Origin of the sequence: Jannaschia sp. M317 (assembly GCF_025141175.1) — a bacterium.
GTDB lineage: Bacteria > Pseudomonadota > Alphaproteobacteria > Rhodobacterales > Rhodobacteraceae > Jannaschia.
In genome coordinates, this window is sequence record NZ_CP081155.1 from 1,018,566 (window position 1) to 1,031,532 (window position 12,967).

18 protein-coding genes are annotated in these 12,967 nt (G+C 66.1%); 11 read left to right on the forward strand and 7 right to left on the reverse strand.

Translation table 11 applies throughout. The annotated features are described in order from the left end of the window. Positions 1-34: 34 nt before the first annotated feature. The 11 genes from coaBC (at position 35) to K3551_RS05410 (ending at position 9,276) form a co-directional block, all read left to right on the forward strand. Positions 35-1,240 (forward strand): bifunctional phosphopantothenoylcysteine decarboxylase/phosphopantothenate--cysteine ligase CoaBC, encoded by a 1,206-nt coding sequence (gene coaBC, locus K3551_RS05360; RefSeq protein ID WP_259918309.1) that lies wholly within the window; start codon positions 35-37, stop codon positions 1,238-1,240. Next, positions 1,237-1,692 carry a dUTP diphosphatase gene (dut, locus tag K3551_RS05365; protein ID WP_259918310.1) on the forward strand — a complete coding sequence of 152 codons (456 nt, stop codon included), beginning with the start codon at positions 1,237-1,239 and terminating at the stop codon, positions 1,690-1,692. Before coaBC ends, dut begins: the two co-directional genes overlap by 4 nt. A 12-nt stretch (positions 1,693-1,704) precedes the next feature. Beyond that, complete coding sequence (locus K3551_RS05370; RefSeq protein WP_259918312.1) at positions 1,705-2,754, forward strand: HesA/MoeB/ThiF family protein; 1,050 nt, start codon at positions 1,705-1,707, stop codon at positions 2,752-2,754. Between the two features lie 51 nt (positions 2,755-2,805). Next, entirely contained in the window at positions 2,806-3,066 is a 261-nt protein-coding gene (locus tag K3551_RS05375) for an HD domain-containing protein (protein WP_259918313.1), read from the forward strand. Further along, complete coding sequence (locus K3551_RS05380) at positions 3,063-3,347, forward strand: hypothetical protein (protein ID WP_259918314.1); 285 nt, start codon at positions 3,063-3,065, stop codon at positions 3,345-3,347. Before K3551_RS05375 ends, K3551_RS05380 begins: the two co-directional genes overlap by 4 nt. Positions 3,348-3,402: 55 nt before the next feature. Beyond that, complete coding sequence (locus K3551_RS05385) at positions 3,403-4,188, forward strand: transporter substrate-binding domain-containing protein (RefSeq protein ID WP_259918316.1); 786 nt, start codon at positions 3,403-3,405, stop codon at positions 4,186-4,188. 69 nt (positions 4,189-4,257) lie between these two features. Continuing rightward, complete coding sequence (locus K3551_RS05390) at positions 4,258-5,031, forward strand: amino acid ABC transporter permease (RefSeq protein ID WP_259918318.1); 774 nt, start codon at positions 4,258-4,260, stop codon at positions 5,029-5,031. Positions 5,032-5,098: 67 nt separating this feature from the next. Continuing rightward, positions 5,099-5,656, forward strand: coding sequence for a GbsR/MarR family transcriptional regulator (locus K3551_RS05395; protein ID WP_259918319.1), 558 nt, complete (start codon positions 5,099-5,101; stop codon positions 5,654-5,656). Position 5,657: 1 nt separating this feature from the next. Next, the gene (locus K3551_RS05400) at positions 5,658-7,106 is read left to right on the forward strand and encodes a cytochrome ubiquinol oxidase subunit I (protein WP_259918321.1); all 1,449 of its coding nucleotides are present in this window, start codon (positions 5,658-5,660) and stop codon (positions 7,104-7,106) included. 5 nt (positions 7,107-7,111) lie between these two features. Beyond that, the gene (locus tag K3551_RS05405) at positions 7,112-8,128 is read left to right on the forward strand and encodes a cytochrome d ubiquinol oxidase subunit II (protein ID WP_259918323.1); all 1,017 of its coding nucleotides are present in this window, start codon (positions 7,112-7,114) and stop codon (positions 8,126-8,128) included. Between the two features lie 8 nt (positions 8,129-8,136). Continuing rightward, a complete protein-coding gene (locus tag K3551_RS05410; protein WP_259918325.1) occupies positions 8,137-9,276 on the forward strand; it encodes a DSD1 family PLP-dependent enzyme in 1,140 nt (379 codons plus the stop codon). Here K3551_RS05410 and K3551_RS05415 read toward each other — a convergent pair. The 7 genes from K3551_RS05415 to K3551_RS05445 all read right to left on the reverse strand — a co-directional run bounded on the left by K3551_RS05415 (position 9,273) and on the right by K3551_RS05445 (position 12,946). Then, a complete protein-coding gene (locus K3551_RS05415) occupies positions 9,273-10,082 on the reverse strand; it encodes a division plane positioning ATPase MipZ (RefSeq protein WP_259918327.1) in 810 nt (269 codons plus the stop codon). The two genes, K3551_RS05410 and K3551_RS05415, sit on opposite strands and share 4 nt — an antisense overlap. A gap of 189 nt (positions 10,083-10,271) precedes the next feature. Further along, positions 10,272-10,493, reverse strand: a complete 222-nt coding sequence (gene rpmE / locus K3551_RS05420) for a 50S ribosomal protein L31 (RefSeq protein ID WP_259918329.1) — start codon at positions 10,491-10,493, stop codon at positions 10,272-10,274. Next, the gene (gene rplS, locus K3551_RS05425) at positions 10,490-10,879 is read right to left on the reverse strand and encodes a 50S ribosomal protein L19 (RefSeq protein ID WP_259918331.1); all 390 of its coding nucleotides are present in this window, start codon (positions 10,877-10,879) and stop codon (positions 10,490-10,492) included. The genes rpmE and rplS overlap by 4 nt, the downstream gene beginning before the upstream one ends. A 214-nt stretch (positions 10,880-11,093) precedes the next feature. Continuing rightward, positions 11,094-11,870 (reverse strand): tRNA (guanosine(37)-N1)-methyltransferase TrmD, encoded by a 777-nt coding sequence (gene trmD, locus K3551_RS05430; protein WP_259918333.1) that lies wholly within the window; start codon positions 11,868-11,870, stop codon positions 11,094-11,096. Positions 11,871-11,979: 109 nt separating this feature from the next. Beyond that, positions 11,980-12,138 carry a DUF1328 family protein gene (locus tag K3551_RS05435; protein WP_259918334.1) on the reverse strand — a complete coding sequence of 53 codons (159 nt, stop codon included), beginning with the start codon at positions 12,136-12,138 and terminating at the stop codon, positions 11,980-11,982. Between the two features lie 62 nt (positions 12,139-12,200). Further along, a complete protein-coding gene (gene rimM, locus K3551_RS05440) occupies positions 12,201-12,728 on the reverse strand; it encodes a ribosome maturation factor RimM (RefSeq protein ID WP_259918336.1) in 528 nt (175 codons plus the stop codon). Further along, positions 12,725-12,946, reverse strand: a complete 222-nt coding sequence (locus tag K3551_RS05445; protein ID WP_259918338.1) for a hypothetical protein — start codon at positions 12,944-12,946, stop codon at positions 12,725-12,727. Before K3551_RS05445 ends, rimM begins: the two co-directional genes overlap by 4 nt. Between the last annotated feature and the right edge of the window lie 21 nt (positions 12,947-12,967).

Below are 12,967 nucleotides of genomic sequence, written 5' to 3' on the forward strand. Positions count from 1 at the left end.
ATGCCTAGACAGAGGGCGCAATCGGAGGCCTGCGATGCTGACTGGCAAAACCATCCTTGTGATCATCGGCGGCGGCATTGCCGCGTTCAAGGCGCTGGACCTGATCCGTCGTCTGAGGGAACGCGGGGCCTCGGTCACGCCGGTTCTCACCCCGTCGGCGGAACACTTCGTGACGCCGCTGTCGGTGTCGGCGCTGTCCGCCTCCAAGGTCTACCGCGACCTCTTTGATCTGACCGACGAGGCAGAGATGGGGCATATCGAGCTGAGCCGCGCCGCCGACCTAATTGTCGTCTCGCCCGCCACCGCCAACCTGATGGCGCGCATGGCCGCCGGTTTGGCCGACGATCTGGCGACGACGCTGTTGCTGGCGACCGATACGCCGGTCATGATCGTGCCCGCCATGAATGTCCGCATGTGGGAACACCCAGCCACGCAACGCAATCTGGCCACCCTGACGGGCGACGGCATCACGGTTGTGGGCCCGGTCGAGGGGCCGATGGCCTGCGGCGAATTCGGTCCCGGGCGTCTGGCCGAGGTGCCGGACATTCTGGCCGCGATCGAGGCGCATTTCGCGCAAGGGCCGCTGGCGGGGCGGCACGTGCTGGTCACCTCCGGGCCGACGCATGAACCGATTGATCCGGTTCGCTATATCGCCAACCGGTCCTCGGGTGCGCAGGGCACGGCCATCGCCGCCGCGCTGCGCGACCTGGGCGCGCGCGTCACCTTTGTCACCGGCCCCGCCGACGTGGCCCCGCCAGAGGGTGTCGACGTCCGCCGCGTCCAGACCGCGTGCGAGATGCTGGCCGAGGTGGAGGCCGCGCTGCCTGCCGATGCCGCCGTCATGGCAGCTGCCGTGGCTGATTGGCGGGTGTCCAATGCCAGCGGGTCGAAGATGAAAAAGGACGGCACCGGTCGCGCGCCCGCGTTGGAATTCGCCGAGAACCCGGACATCCTGCGCAATGTCTGCGAAAGCCCGGCGCGCCCGGCGTTGGTCGTGGGCTTTGCCGCCGAGACCGGCGACGACAAGGGCGATGTCGTCAGCCACGCCACCGCCAAGCGCGCCCGCAAGGGATGCGACTGGATCGTGGCCAACGACGTCTCGCCTGCCACCGGCATCATGGGCGGCAGCGAGAACGCCGTGACCCTGATCACCGACGCGGGTGCCGACCCCTGGCCGCGCCTGTCCAAGACCGAGACCGCCCGCCGCCTGGCGGCCCGCATCGCCGAGGCCCTGACATGACCCCCGTGACGATCCAGTTCACCCGTGCCCAAGGGGCGGACGCCGACCTGCCGCTGCCCAGCTATGCCACCGCCGGTGCCGCCGGGGCCGACCTGCGTGCCGATACCGGCGGGCAGGCCGTCACGCTTGCCCCAGGCGGGCGCGCGTTGATCGGGACCGGTCTGCATGTCGCGATTCCGATGGGGTTCGAGATGCAGATCCGTCCCCGTTCTGGCCTGGCGCTGAAGCATGGGGTCACGCTGGTGAATGCGCCGGGCACCATCGACGCCGATTATCGCGGGCCGCTGGGGGTGATCGTGATCAACCACGGGGCAGAGCCGTTTGAGGTGACCCACGGCATGCGTATCGCCCAGGCCGTCGTGGCCCCGGTTCGTCTGGCACTTTTCGAAGAAGTGGCCGAGCTGTCGTTGACCGAGCGGGGCGGCGGCGGGTTCGGGTCCACCGGGGCCTGAGGGGGCGGTCGCATGATGCTTGTCCTGATCCTGGCTGGTGCGATCTGGGCGCTGGGCGCCTGGTTGAAGACGCCGGTGCAGGCGCGGCTTTACATGCTGGGCCTGCTATATGTCGCGGTTCTGTTTGTGCAGGTTGCCCTGCCGGACGGCCATGCATTGCGCGAAACGTTGGGCGGTGGGCCGGGCGAATGGCTTGTGCTGGGTGGCTTGGTCGCGCTGATCCTTGGCTATCGGGCGGTCCTGTCGCGGGTCCGCAAACGGGCACAGGCGGCAGAGGCCGCGCAGGCCCCGCCCCCGGCACAGACCGGCCCGTTTTCCCCTGTCGAGCTGGACCGCTACGCCCGCCACATCATCCTGCGAGAGGTTGGCGGGGTCGGTCAGAAACGGCTGAAGGACGCCAAGGTGCTGGTGGTGGGGGCCGGGGGGCTGGGATCTCCGGTGTTGCTGTATCTGGCGGCTGCGGGGGTCGGGACCATCGGTGTGATCGACGACGACGAGGTGTCCTTGTCGAACCTGCAGCGGCAGATCGTGCACACCGATGCCGCCTCCGGCACCTCCAAGGTGTTCAGCGCGCAGACGACTTTGACCGCGCTGAACCCGCATGTCACCGTGCGCCCCTACCACCGCCGATTGACCGCAGAAATCGCCCCGGCCCTGTTCGGGGACTATGACCTGATCGTCGACGGCTCCGACAGTTTCGCGACGCGGGCCATGGTCAATGCCGCGGCCGTGGCATCCGGGCGGCCGCTGGTGGCCGGGGCCATCACCCAGTGGGAGGGGCAGGTGACGATCTATGACCCGGCGGGTGGCGCGCCCTGCATGGCCTGTCTCTTTCCCGAGGCCCCCGCGGCCGGGCTGGCGCCCAGCTGCGCCGAGGCGGGCGTTGTCGGCGCCCTGCCGGGGATCGTGGGATCGGTCATGGCGCTGGAGGTCATCAAGGTCATAACCGGCGCGGGCACGCCCCTGCGTGGCACGATGCTGCTGTGGGATGGGCTGGACGCGGATGCGCGGCGCATGAAGATCGCGCGGCGGGCCGATTGCCCGGTCTGCGGCGACATCTGAGAGGCGGGCACGGCAGACCATGCGAAACGCACGCGATCGAAGGACGCCGCAATGACAAACCCTGCGCGCATTCTGGCGGCCACTCGCTTTGCCGTTGCCGAACATCACGGCCAACGTCGCAGGGGACCGGCGGAGATCCCTTTCGTCGATCACGTGCTGGACGTCGCGGAACGGCTGTCGCGGGTCTGGCCAGAGGATGAGGTGCTGATCCTTGGCGGTATCCTGCATGACACCATCGAGGACTGCGACATCACCGCAGGCGACATCCGCGACCGTTTCGGGGCCGAGGTCGCGGCCCTGGCGAGGAGGTGACCGACGACACCACACTCAGCCGCGCGGAGCACAAGGCCGCGCAGGCCGCGCGTGTGCCCCGGGCCTCGGACCGGGCCAAGCGGATAAAGCTGGCCGACAAGGCGGCGAATATCACGGCGCTTGCGCGGACGCCGCCCGATTGGTCGCCGGACCGGATGGAGGACTACATTCGCTGGGCTCTCCGCATCCTGGACCCGGTGCGCGGTGTGGACCCGGTCCTGGAGGCGGAGCTGGATGCCGCCATCGCGGAGGCCCGCACCGCCATCGCTGCCCGGCGTTGAGGCTTGCGTGCCGGGGCCGACAGTGCATCATCCCGGGATCAACAGGAGTTCTGCCATGAAAACCCTTGCCTTTCTTGCCGCCGCCGTCTTTGCCCTGCCGGCCCTGGCCGACGGGCATCTGCCCGACCTGGGCGGACGCACCGTCACCATCGCCACCGAAGACGCCTATCCGCCGCTGCAGTTCAAAGACCCCGCCTCGGGCGATGCAATCGGCTGGGAATACGATGCCATGGCCGAAATCGCCGCACGGCTGAACATCACCGTCGAATACGACAAGATCAGCTGGGACGCGATGATCCCGGCGGTGTCCGAGGGCCAGATGGACATGGGCATGACCGGCATCACCATCCGCGACGACCGTAAGGAAGTGGTGGATTTCTCGGATGCCTACATGCGGTCCGAAATGGTGATGATGGTGCGCGGCGACGAGGACCGGTTTGCCGATGCCGCCAGCTTTGCCGCCGACGAGGACCTGCTGATCGCGGCGCAGCCGGGTACGACGCCGTTCTACGTGTCGGTCTATGACGTGCTGGACGGCAACGAGGCGAACCCGCGCATCAAGCTGTTCGAGACATTCGGGGCCACGGTCCAGGCGCTGCGCGCGGGCGACGTGGACCTGATCCTGACCGACGGGACCGCAGGCAACGGCTATGTCGCGGCCTCGGACGGGGGGCTGAAGATCGTGGGCGAAACGCTGGGGACCGAGGATTTCGGTTTCATCTTCCCAAAGGGGTCTGACCTGGTGGTGCCGATGAACGCGGCGATTGCCTCGATGAAGGAAGACGGCACCATCGAGGCGCTCAACAAGACATGGTTCCTCGACTTCAAGATCGGCGGCTGAGGCGGGGCCAAAGTTTTAGATAAAACTTTGGGCAAATCCTTATCTAAGGATTTGCCCCCGGGGGATACGATGCAGGACCAAAAGACCGACTTCCCCTGGTGGCTGCTTGCCGTCGCCCTGTTGCTGGGCGGGGCCTTTGCCGCAACGCTTCTGGATGACGGGGCGCGGCAGGTTCTGCTGACCCTGCGCAAGGGCGTCTGGATCACGGTCTTCGTGACCGTGATCAGCTTTACCGCCGCCTCGCTCGTGGGGTTGGGCCTGGCTTTGATGTCGCTGTCGAACTGGATCGTGCCGCGCCAATTGGCCCGGTTCTACATCGAGATCGTGCGCGGCGTTCCGATCCTGGTCCTGCTGCTTTACGTGGCCTTCGTGTTTGCGCCCGCGCTGGTGGCCTTCTGGAACTGGACCGGCTTGCCGGAGGTGCGGACGCGGGATTTCTCGCTGCTGTGGCGGGCGATCCTGGCGCTGGTCATCGCCTATTCCGCCTTTATTGCCGAAGTGTTCCGCGCTGGCTTGCAGTCGGTGGATCCGGGCCAGATCGAGGCGGCGCAGGCCTTGGGCCTGAAGCGCTGGCATCGGTTTCGCCACATCGTCATGCCCCAGGCGATCCGCACGATCCTGCCGCCGCTGGGCAATGATTTCGTCGCCATGGTGAAGGATTCGAGCCTCGTGTCCGTCGTTGGCGTCCTCGACATTGCGCAGCTGGGCAAGCTGACGGCGGCGGGTAATTTCCGCTATTTCGAGACCTACAACGTGGTCGCCCTGCTTTACCTGACGATGACGATCCTGCTGTCCCTGGCCCTGCGCCGGCTGGAACGGCACCTGGCGCAGAAGCGGGGGTAGGGCAGGGCGTCGCACCCCCCTCGACCACGGGCATCAGGGTGATACATGCATTTCAGAAATTTCTGAAATGGCCGACATGACCCTGACCGCACTGCAAAGAGAGTTCATTCTCCACTTCGGAGAGATGGGAAGCCGATGGGGCATCAACCGGACGGTGGGGCAGATCTATGCCCTGCTGTTCCTGTCCGAGCGTCCCCTCAATGCCGAACAGATCACGGCCGCGCTGGGTGTCAGCCGGTCCAATACCTCCATGGGGTTGAAGGAGTTGCAGAGCTGGAACCTGGTCCGGCTGCGCCACATCCAGGGCGACCGACGCGATTATTTCACCACCCCCGACGACCTGTGGGAAATCGTGCGCACCCTCGTGGCCGAACGCCGCAAGCGCGAGATCGACCCGACCCTGACCAAGCTGCGCGAGTTGGAGATGCAGGGCGAAACCGGTGATCCCTACGCCGAAGCGCGCATCGCGGAGCTGCGCGAGTTGATCGAGATGATGACGCAGTTCCACGACGAAATGAACCGAATGGAAACCGAGCGGTTGGTCCAACTCATGACCATGGGCCGCAAGTTGGGCGGGTTGCTGGACAAGGCACCCCGTCTGAACCCCTTCCGAAAGGCGACGTGACATGATGGATACCCTCATCCTCAGCCGCATCCAGTTCGCGGCCAATATTTCCTTCCACATCCTGTTCCCGACGATCACCATCGCGTTGGGCTGGTTTCTGCTGTTCTTCAAGCTGCGGTTCCAATGGACCGGCGACCTGAAATGGATGGAGGCCTACCGCTTCTGGGTGAAGGTCTTTGCGCTCAGCTTTGCGATGGGCGTCGTGTCGGGCATCACCATGTCGTTCCAGTTTGGCACCAACTGGCCGGGCTTCATGGAAAAGGTCGGCAACATCGCCGGGCCGCTGCTGGCCTATGAGGTGATGACCGCCTTCTTCCTGGAGGCCGTGTTCATCGGCATCATGCTGTTCGGGTTCAGCCGCGTGCCGGGCTGGTTGCACACGACGGCGACCTTCCTGGTGGCCTTCGGCACCACGATGTCGACCTTCTGGATCATCGTCCTGAATTCCTGGATGCACACGCCCCAAGGGTTCGAGATGATCGACGGCGTGGCGCACGCGACTGACTGGTGGGCGATCATCTTCAATCCGTCGATGCCCTACCGCCTGGCCCATATGTTGCTGGCCTCCGGCCTGACCGTGGCCTTTGTGATCGCCGGTGTCGCGGCCTTCCGCTACATCCGGGGCGACCGCAAGGAAACGGTGCGCAGCCAGATCCGCGTGGGCGTCACCTTTGCCGCGCTGCTGATCCCCGTTCAAATCCTGATGGGTGACATGCACGGGCTGAACACGATGGAGCACCAGCCCGCCAAGGTGGCGGCGATGGAGGGCAACTGGTCCGATACCGACGGCAACACACCCCTGATCCTGTTCGCGCTGCCCAATTCCGAGACCCGCGAGAACGATTTCGAGATCGGCGTGCCGAACATGGCCTCCATCATCCTGACCCACCATGCCGAAGGGGCCATCCCCGCGCTGGACGAATTCGTGACCGAGGACGGCGAGGTGCTGCACCCGCCGGTGGGCAAGGTGTTCTGGTCCTTCCGCACCATGGTCGGCACCGGGATGGCGATGCTGCTGATCTCCTGGGGGGCGCTGTTCTTTCTGTGGCGGCGCAAACCCTGCGAAGAGACGGGAACCGACCGCCGCTTCATGGTCCGGCACTTACCGAAGCCGCTGCTTTGGGCGCTGGTGCCGATGGCCTTCTCGGGCTGGGTCGCGACGCTGGCGGGGTGGTACACGACCGAGATCGGTCGACAGCCGTGGCTGGTGCAGGGCGTCATGTCGACGGCCGAGGCGGTGGCGGATGTGCCCGCGCCGATGGTCCTGTCGACCTTGCTGGGCTACCTCGCGATCTATGCCGCGCTGCTGGTCGCCTACGTCAGCGTCATCGTCTACATCGCCACCAAAGCGACCAAGGACGAGCCGTTGGATTCCATGACCCCCGCCTCGGGTGAGGCCGTGGTCGATGCCATTTCCCGCGAAGATCGCGGCATGGCCCCGGCGGAGTGATGGGCATGGAATTTCTCGGATACCCCGCGACGACGTCGCTGCCCTTCATCTTCGCGGCCCTGATGGGGGTGTCGATCCTGCTCTATGTCATCCTGGATGGCTACGACCTGGGCGTCGGCATCCTGACGCCCCTGGCCGACAGCGACCCGCAGCGTGACATGATGGTCGCCTCGATCGGCCCTTTCTGGGATGCGAACGAGACCTGGCTGGTGCTGGCGGTCGGCCTGCTGCTGGTGGCCTTTCCAGCGGCGCACGGCTTGATCCTGTCGACGCTCTACCTGCCGGTCTTCGTGATGCTGGTCGGGCTGATCCTGCGCGGCGTCAGTTTCGAATTCCGGGTCAAGGCCCGCGCGAAGCACAAGCATTTGTGGAACCGGCTGTTCTTCATCGGCTCGCTGATGACGACGCTGGCGCAGGGGTTCATGCTGGGTCTCTATGTGATGGGGCTGCAGTTCACGATGACGACGGTGCTGTTTTCCGTGCTCTGCGCGCTGGCGCTGACGGTGGGCTATGCCTTCATCGGGGCGACTTGGCTGATCCTGAAAGGAGAGGACACGTTGCAACGTCGCGCCGTGCGCTGGGCACGGACCTGCATCGGCGGGCTGATCGTGGGCATCGGGGCGATTTCGCTGGCCTCGCCGCTGGTTTCGCCGCGCATCTGGGAAAAGTGGTTCACCTTCCCCGAGATCCTCTGGCTGTCGCCCTTGCCGATCGTGTCGCTGGCTTTGCTGGCGCTGCTTTGGCGGTCGCTGGCCACCTTGCCGCAGGCGGATGACCGGGGGGCCTGGGTGCCGTTCGGTATCGCGCTGGCGTTGTATGTGCTTGCGTTCCTCGGGCTGGCCTACAGCTTTTACCCCTATGTCGTCCCCGAACAACTGACCATCTACGAGGCGGCGTCGGCCCCCGAAAGCCTGTTCATCATCCTGATCGGCGCGCTCTTCGTGGTGCCGACGATCCTGGGCTATACGGCGTTGGCCTATTGGGTCTTCCGTGGCAAGACCAAGGCGTTGCGCTACGATTGAGGTTCGCCATGGACGACCCGCTTGCCGGCCTGACGGTCGGCTACGACATCCCCGCCCGCCCCGGCATGTCCGAGGCGGAGGTGGCCACGCCCTGCCTGCTGGTCGATCTGGACGCGTTCGAGCGGAACCTGATGGCCATGCGCGATTATGCGGCAGCCAAGGGCGTGGCCCTGCGCGTCCATGGCAAGATGCACAAGACGCCCGCCGTGGCCCTGCGGCAGATGGACATCGGCGGGGCCATCGGCGTCTGCTGCCAAAAGGTGGCAGAGGCAGAGGCGTTTCTGCGCGGTGGCGTCACCAACATCCTGGTCAGCAACCAGATCCGCGACCCCGCCCGCATCGACCGGCTGGCGCAGCTGGCCGGGCAGGGGCATCTGTCGGTCTGTATCGACGACATCGCCAACGTGGCAGAGCTGTCGCAGGCGGTGGTGCGGCACGGGACTTCGCTGGACGTCTTGGTCGAAATCGACTGTGGGCAGGGCCGCTGCGGCGTGCCACCAGGCGCGCCGGTCCTGACCTTGGCGCAGGCAGTGGCGGCGGCGGGGCTGCGTTTTGCGGGGCTGCAGATCTATCACGGCAACGCGCAACATGTGGCCGACCCCGACACGCGCGCGGCGATCCTGTCGGGGGTGGTCGACATGGCGCGGGATACGATGACCCTTTTGGCGGACCACGACCTGGCCTGCGAGACCGTCACCGGGGCGGGCACGGGCAGTTTCCCGGTAGAGGCTGCGTCAGGCGTCTATACGGAGCTGCAGTGCGGATCCTACGCTTTCATGGATGTCGCCTATGGCGCGACCCCGCCGCTGGAAGACGCGCCGCGGTTCGACCACGCGCTTTTCGTTGCGGCGCAGGTGATGAGCACGGCAGGCACAGGCATCGCCGTGCTGGACGCGGGGCACAAGGCCGCCGCCATCGACAGCGGCCCGCCCGTGGTCTGGGGCGATCCTGAGGCAGAGGTGCAATCGATCTCGGACGAACACTGTGTTATCGCGGATCCCGAAGGGCGCTACCGCGTCGGCGATCGCCTGCGGCTGGTGCCCGGCCATTGCGACCCAACCTGCAATCTGCACGATTGGCTGGTCGGTGTCCGGGGCGGGGTGGTCGAGGTGCTCTGGCCGGTGACCGCGCGGGGCAAAGGTTATTAGAAGGCCAATTCGACCGACGGCAGGTTCAGCGCCTTGAGCAGATCGCGCACCTCTTGCCGGGCGGCGACGTTCGACAGGTTCAGGTTGGCGATGCCGATATCCTTGAGGTCCAGCAGCGTCATGCCGCGCGGGAACAGCTCGCGGAAGATGACCCGCTCGGTAAAGCCGGGGGCCACACGGAAACCGATCCGCTTCGACAGATCCTCCAACGCCTGGCCCATCTTGCGCTTGTTATGCATTTCCTGCGCGCCCAAGCGGTTGCGCAGGACGATCCAGTCGATCGGCTTCAGCCCGGCCTTGGCGCGCAGCTGGCGCGCGTGCCAGACCATTTCGGAATAGACGGAGGGCCCGAGGATGCGGCCCGAGTCCGGCTCCACCTTGGCCAGAAGATCGAAATCCACGAAACTGTCGTTGAGCGGCGTGACCAGCGTATCGGCCAGGGAATGGGCCACCTGGCTCAGCCGGGTGTGCGATCCGGGGCAGTCGATGACGATGAAATCGCAGGTCTGCTCCAACTCGGCCACGGCGAGCGACAGGGATTTATCAAAGGGGTTTTCGTTCGGCGACAACCCGTCGCGATCCACCTTGGGCAGGCCCGCGACGATGGGCGTGGGCAATTGCACGCCATGCTTGGCCCCGTAGGACCCGCGATTTTCCAGATAGCGCGTGAAGGTTCGTTGCCGAAGGTCCAGATCCAGCGCACCGACCCGCGCCCCGGACCGTGCCAGGGCCGTTGCCGTGTGCATGCAGGTGGTCGATTTACCCGATCCACCCTTTTCGTTTCCGAAGACGATAATATGCGCCATGAACCCACTGACCCCCAAATATTGACGCAGACTATATGAATCTCGCAGGGAAAGGTTAAGGCGCTGCTACGTTCGAAGCGGGGCAGCAGGCGGTTTTTTCGTGCCAATGCCCAGATTGCGGCGCGCGGGACACGCAAACGCAAAACGCCGCCCCGAGGGACGGCGTTTCGATCGCGATACGGGCAGGGCTCAGAAGCCGAGGCCGGCGTACTTGTTCTTGAACTTCGACACGCGCCCGCCGGTGTCCATCAGGCGCGACGTGCCGCCGGTCCAGGCCGGGTGCACCGAGGGGTCGATATCCAGCGACATCTGATCGCCTTCCTTGCCCCAGGTCGATTTCATCTGGACCACGGTGCCATCGACCAGCTTGACGTCGATGATGTGGTATTCGGGATGCAGGTCTTTTTTCACGACGCGGCTCCTTCGGACTTGGGCGCACGATAGTTGGACTGCTCGGCGATACGGGCGGATTTGCCGCGACGCGTGCGCAGGTAGTACAGCTTGGAACGACGGACGCGACCGCGACGCACCACGGTGATGCTGTCGATGTTGGTCGAGTGCAGCGGGAACACCCGCTCCACGCCTTCGCCAAAGGAAATCTTGCGGACGGTGAACGAACCGGCAATGCCTGCGCCGTTCTTGCGGCTGATGCAGACACCTTCGTAGTTCTGGACACGGGTGCGCGTGCCCTCGGTCACCTTGAAGCCGACGCGAATGGTGTCGCCGGCCTTGAAGTCGGGAAGCTCGTTGCCGAGAGCGGCGACTTGTTCCGCCTCGATCTGTGCGATCAGGTCCATCGGACCCTCCTATGTTACGACGCGGTTTGCCCGCGGATGATGTCCGACCGGTTGGCCCGGCGGCTGTTCTTTGTGGTCAACGCAGAGCGCCCCGGAGAACCGGGGCGATACGCTGCGCGGCTGTTACGACGACTCCGGGGGCGCGCGCAAGGGGAGAGAGCAGGCTGGGCGCGCGCCGCACCCCCCCGAGGTATTCCGGCCAGGGGAAGTGGGGTCAGCCCCGCGTTTTTCGCGCCCAGAGATCGGGCCTCCGCGCGCGGGTCAGCGCTTCGGACTGGTCGCGCCGCCAGGCGGCCACCTTGCCATGATCCCCCGAGGTCAGGACGGGGGGAATCGTGCGGCCCTGCCAATCGGCGGGCTTGGTATATTGCGGATGCTCCAGCAACCCGTCGGAGAAGCTCTCCTCCTCGGTGCTGGCGGCATTGCCCAGCACGCCGGGCAGCAGGCGGACGGTGGCGTCCAGCATGGCCTGGGCCGCGATCTCTCCGCCGGTCAGGACGAAATCGCCCAGCGAGACTTCTTCGATGTCGTAGTGATCCAGAACCCGCTGATCGACCCCTTCGAAGCGGCCGCAAAGCAGGGTGACACCCGGTCCCTCGGCCCAGGCGCGCGCGCGGGTCTGGGTAAAGGGCATGCCGCGCGGCGACAGGTAAACCACCGGACCGGGCACGCGCGCCTCTTCCAGGGCGGGGCCCACGACGTCGGCGCGCAGCACCAGTCCCGCGCCGCCGCCCGCAGGGGGCGCGTCGACGTTGCGATGCTTGGTCAGGCCGAACCGGCGCAGGTCCGTCGTGCGCAAATCCCAGATCCCGTCCTTCAGCGCGGTGCCGGTCAGGGATTGCCCCAGCACCCCCGGGAAGGCGTCGGGAAACAGCGTCACGATGCTGGCGACCCAGGCACCTGGGCGGGCGGTCTCCGCCATCAGGTCGCGCGGTTGCAGCGAGGCGCGGATGGACTTCGATCCGTGGGATCGGGGCTTAATCTCAGACATGGGCCGGGCATAATGGATCGCGTCCCCGTGTCCAAGACACAACGACCGGCCACGAGGGCCGGTCGTCGTCGATATCGCAGGCCTCGTCTGATGCGAGGTATCCGCCAGGTCAGGCGGCGAAGACACCCAGAAGCGCCAGCACGCCGATGACCAGCGCCAGAACCACGAGGATCTTGGCCCCCGAAAGAGCGGCGCCCGAGACGCGGCCCATGCCAAAGAAAGCGGCGATTGCAGCGACGACGATGAGGATGAGAATCCAGGAAAGCATGTGTGGGCTCCGTTGATTTGCAGTTGCCTACCAACACGGCCCGCGGCGATTTGGTTCCCGTCTCAGCGCGGTGCGTCTTCTTCGCCTTCGCCGGGGCGCAGGCCGGGGGGCGGGTCGATGACCACGCGCCGGACGGTCAGATCGACGGTCGGGACGGCCGCCAAGGTGAAGGGCACCAGCATGGGCGGGGTGCCGGGGCCGCGCACCTCAAGCAGGTCGCCGGCCCCGTGATCGAGCACCGCATGCACCCGCCCCAGCACCGCGCCGCCGGTATCGACCACCTCGAGGCCGATCAGATCGGAATGATAGTATTCATCATCCGGCAGCGAGGGCAGCGCGCTGCGCGGCGCCCAGAGCCGTTGCCCCTTGAGCGCGTCGGCGGCTTCCTTGTGGGGGACGCCGGACAGGCGGACGGCATAGCCGCCCTTGACCGGGCGCAACACGGTCACCTTGTAGGTGCGGCCCTGATCGTCGGTCAGCGACCCATAGTCGCCGATGGCAGAGGGATCGGCACAGAAACTTTTGACGCGGGCATCGCCGCGCACGCCATAGCTGCCCATGACAGCCCCAAGGCAGACGTGATCCTTCATGGCAAATCTCCGGTTGGGGCGGCGGTGGTCGGGGCGGTGCCCAGCACCAGGGCGGCAATAAGGGCAAGCGCGCCCAACGCAAGTGCCACGCCGAGGATGCGCAGGCGGCCCGTGGGTGCCGCAAGAAACAGAACCGCGCCGGCCACAGAGACCAGCAGGCAAAGCGCAAGCGCGAAGAGGGTCAGATGCGTGGGCATGCTGAGGGGGCGGGGCGGCACGCGGGTGCCGCCCCGAGGCCG

Coding starts and splice junctions, on each gene's coding strand:
- coaBC (WP_259918309.1), top strand. CDS start 35: ATGCTGACTGGCAAAACCATCCTTGTGATCATCGGCGGCGGCATTGCC.
- dut (WP_259918310.1), top strand. CDS start 1,237: ATGACCCCCGTGACGATCCAGTTCACCCGTGCCCAAGGGGCGGACGCC.
- K3551_RS05370 (WP_259918312.1), top strand. CDS start 1,705: ATGATGCTTGTCCTGATCCTGGCTGGTGCGATCTGGGCGCTGGGCGCC.
- K3551_RS05375 (WP_259918313.1), top strand. CDS start 2,806: ATGACAAACCCTGCGCGCATTCTGGCGGCCACTCGCTTTGCCGTTGCC.
- K3551_RS05385 (WP_259918316.1), top strand. CDS start 3,403: ATGAAAACCCTTGCCTTTCTTGCCGCCGCCGTCTTTGCCCTGCCGGCC.
- K3551_RS05390 (WP_259918318.1), top strand. CDS start 4,258: ATGCAGGACCAAAAGACCGACTTCCCCTGGTGGCTGCTTGCCGTCGCC.
- K3551_RS05395 (WP_259918319.1), top strand. CDS start 5,099: ATGGCCGACATGACCCTGACCGCACTGCAAAGAGAGTTCATTCTCCAC.
- K3551_RS05400 (WP_259918321.1), top strand. CDS start 5,658: ATGATGGATACCCTCATCCTCAGCCGCATCCAGTTCGCGGCCAATATT.
- K3551_RS05405 (WP_259918323.1), top strand. CDS start 7,112: ATGGAATTTCTCGGATACCCCGCGACGACGTCGCTGCCCTTCATCTTC.
- K3551_RS05410 (WP_259918325.1), top strand. CDS start 8,137: ATGGACGACCCGCTTGCCGGCCTGACGGTCGGCTACGACATCCCCGCC.
- K3551_RS05415 (WP_259918327.1), bottom strand. CDS start 10,082: ATGGCGCATATTATCGTCTTCGGAAACGAAAAGGGTGGATCGGGTAAA.
- rplS (WP_259918331.1), bottom strand. CDS start 10,879: ATGGACCTGATCGCACAGATCGAGGCGGAACAAGTCGCCGCTCTCGGC.
- trmD (WP_259918333.1), bottom strand. CDS start 11,870: ATGTCTGAGATTAAGCCCCGATCCCACGGATCGAAGTCCATCCGCGCC.
- K3551_RS05435 (WP_259918334.1), bottom strand. CDS start 12,138: ATGCTTTCCTGGATTCTCATCCTCATCGTCGTCGCTGCAATCGCCGCT.
- rimM (WP_259918336.1), bottom strand. CDS start 12,728: ATGAAGGATCACGTCTGCCTTGGGGCTGTCATGGGCAGCTATGGCGTG.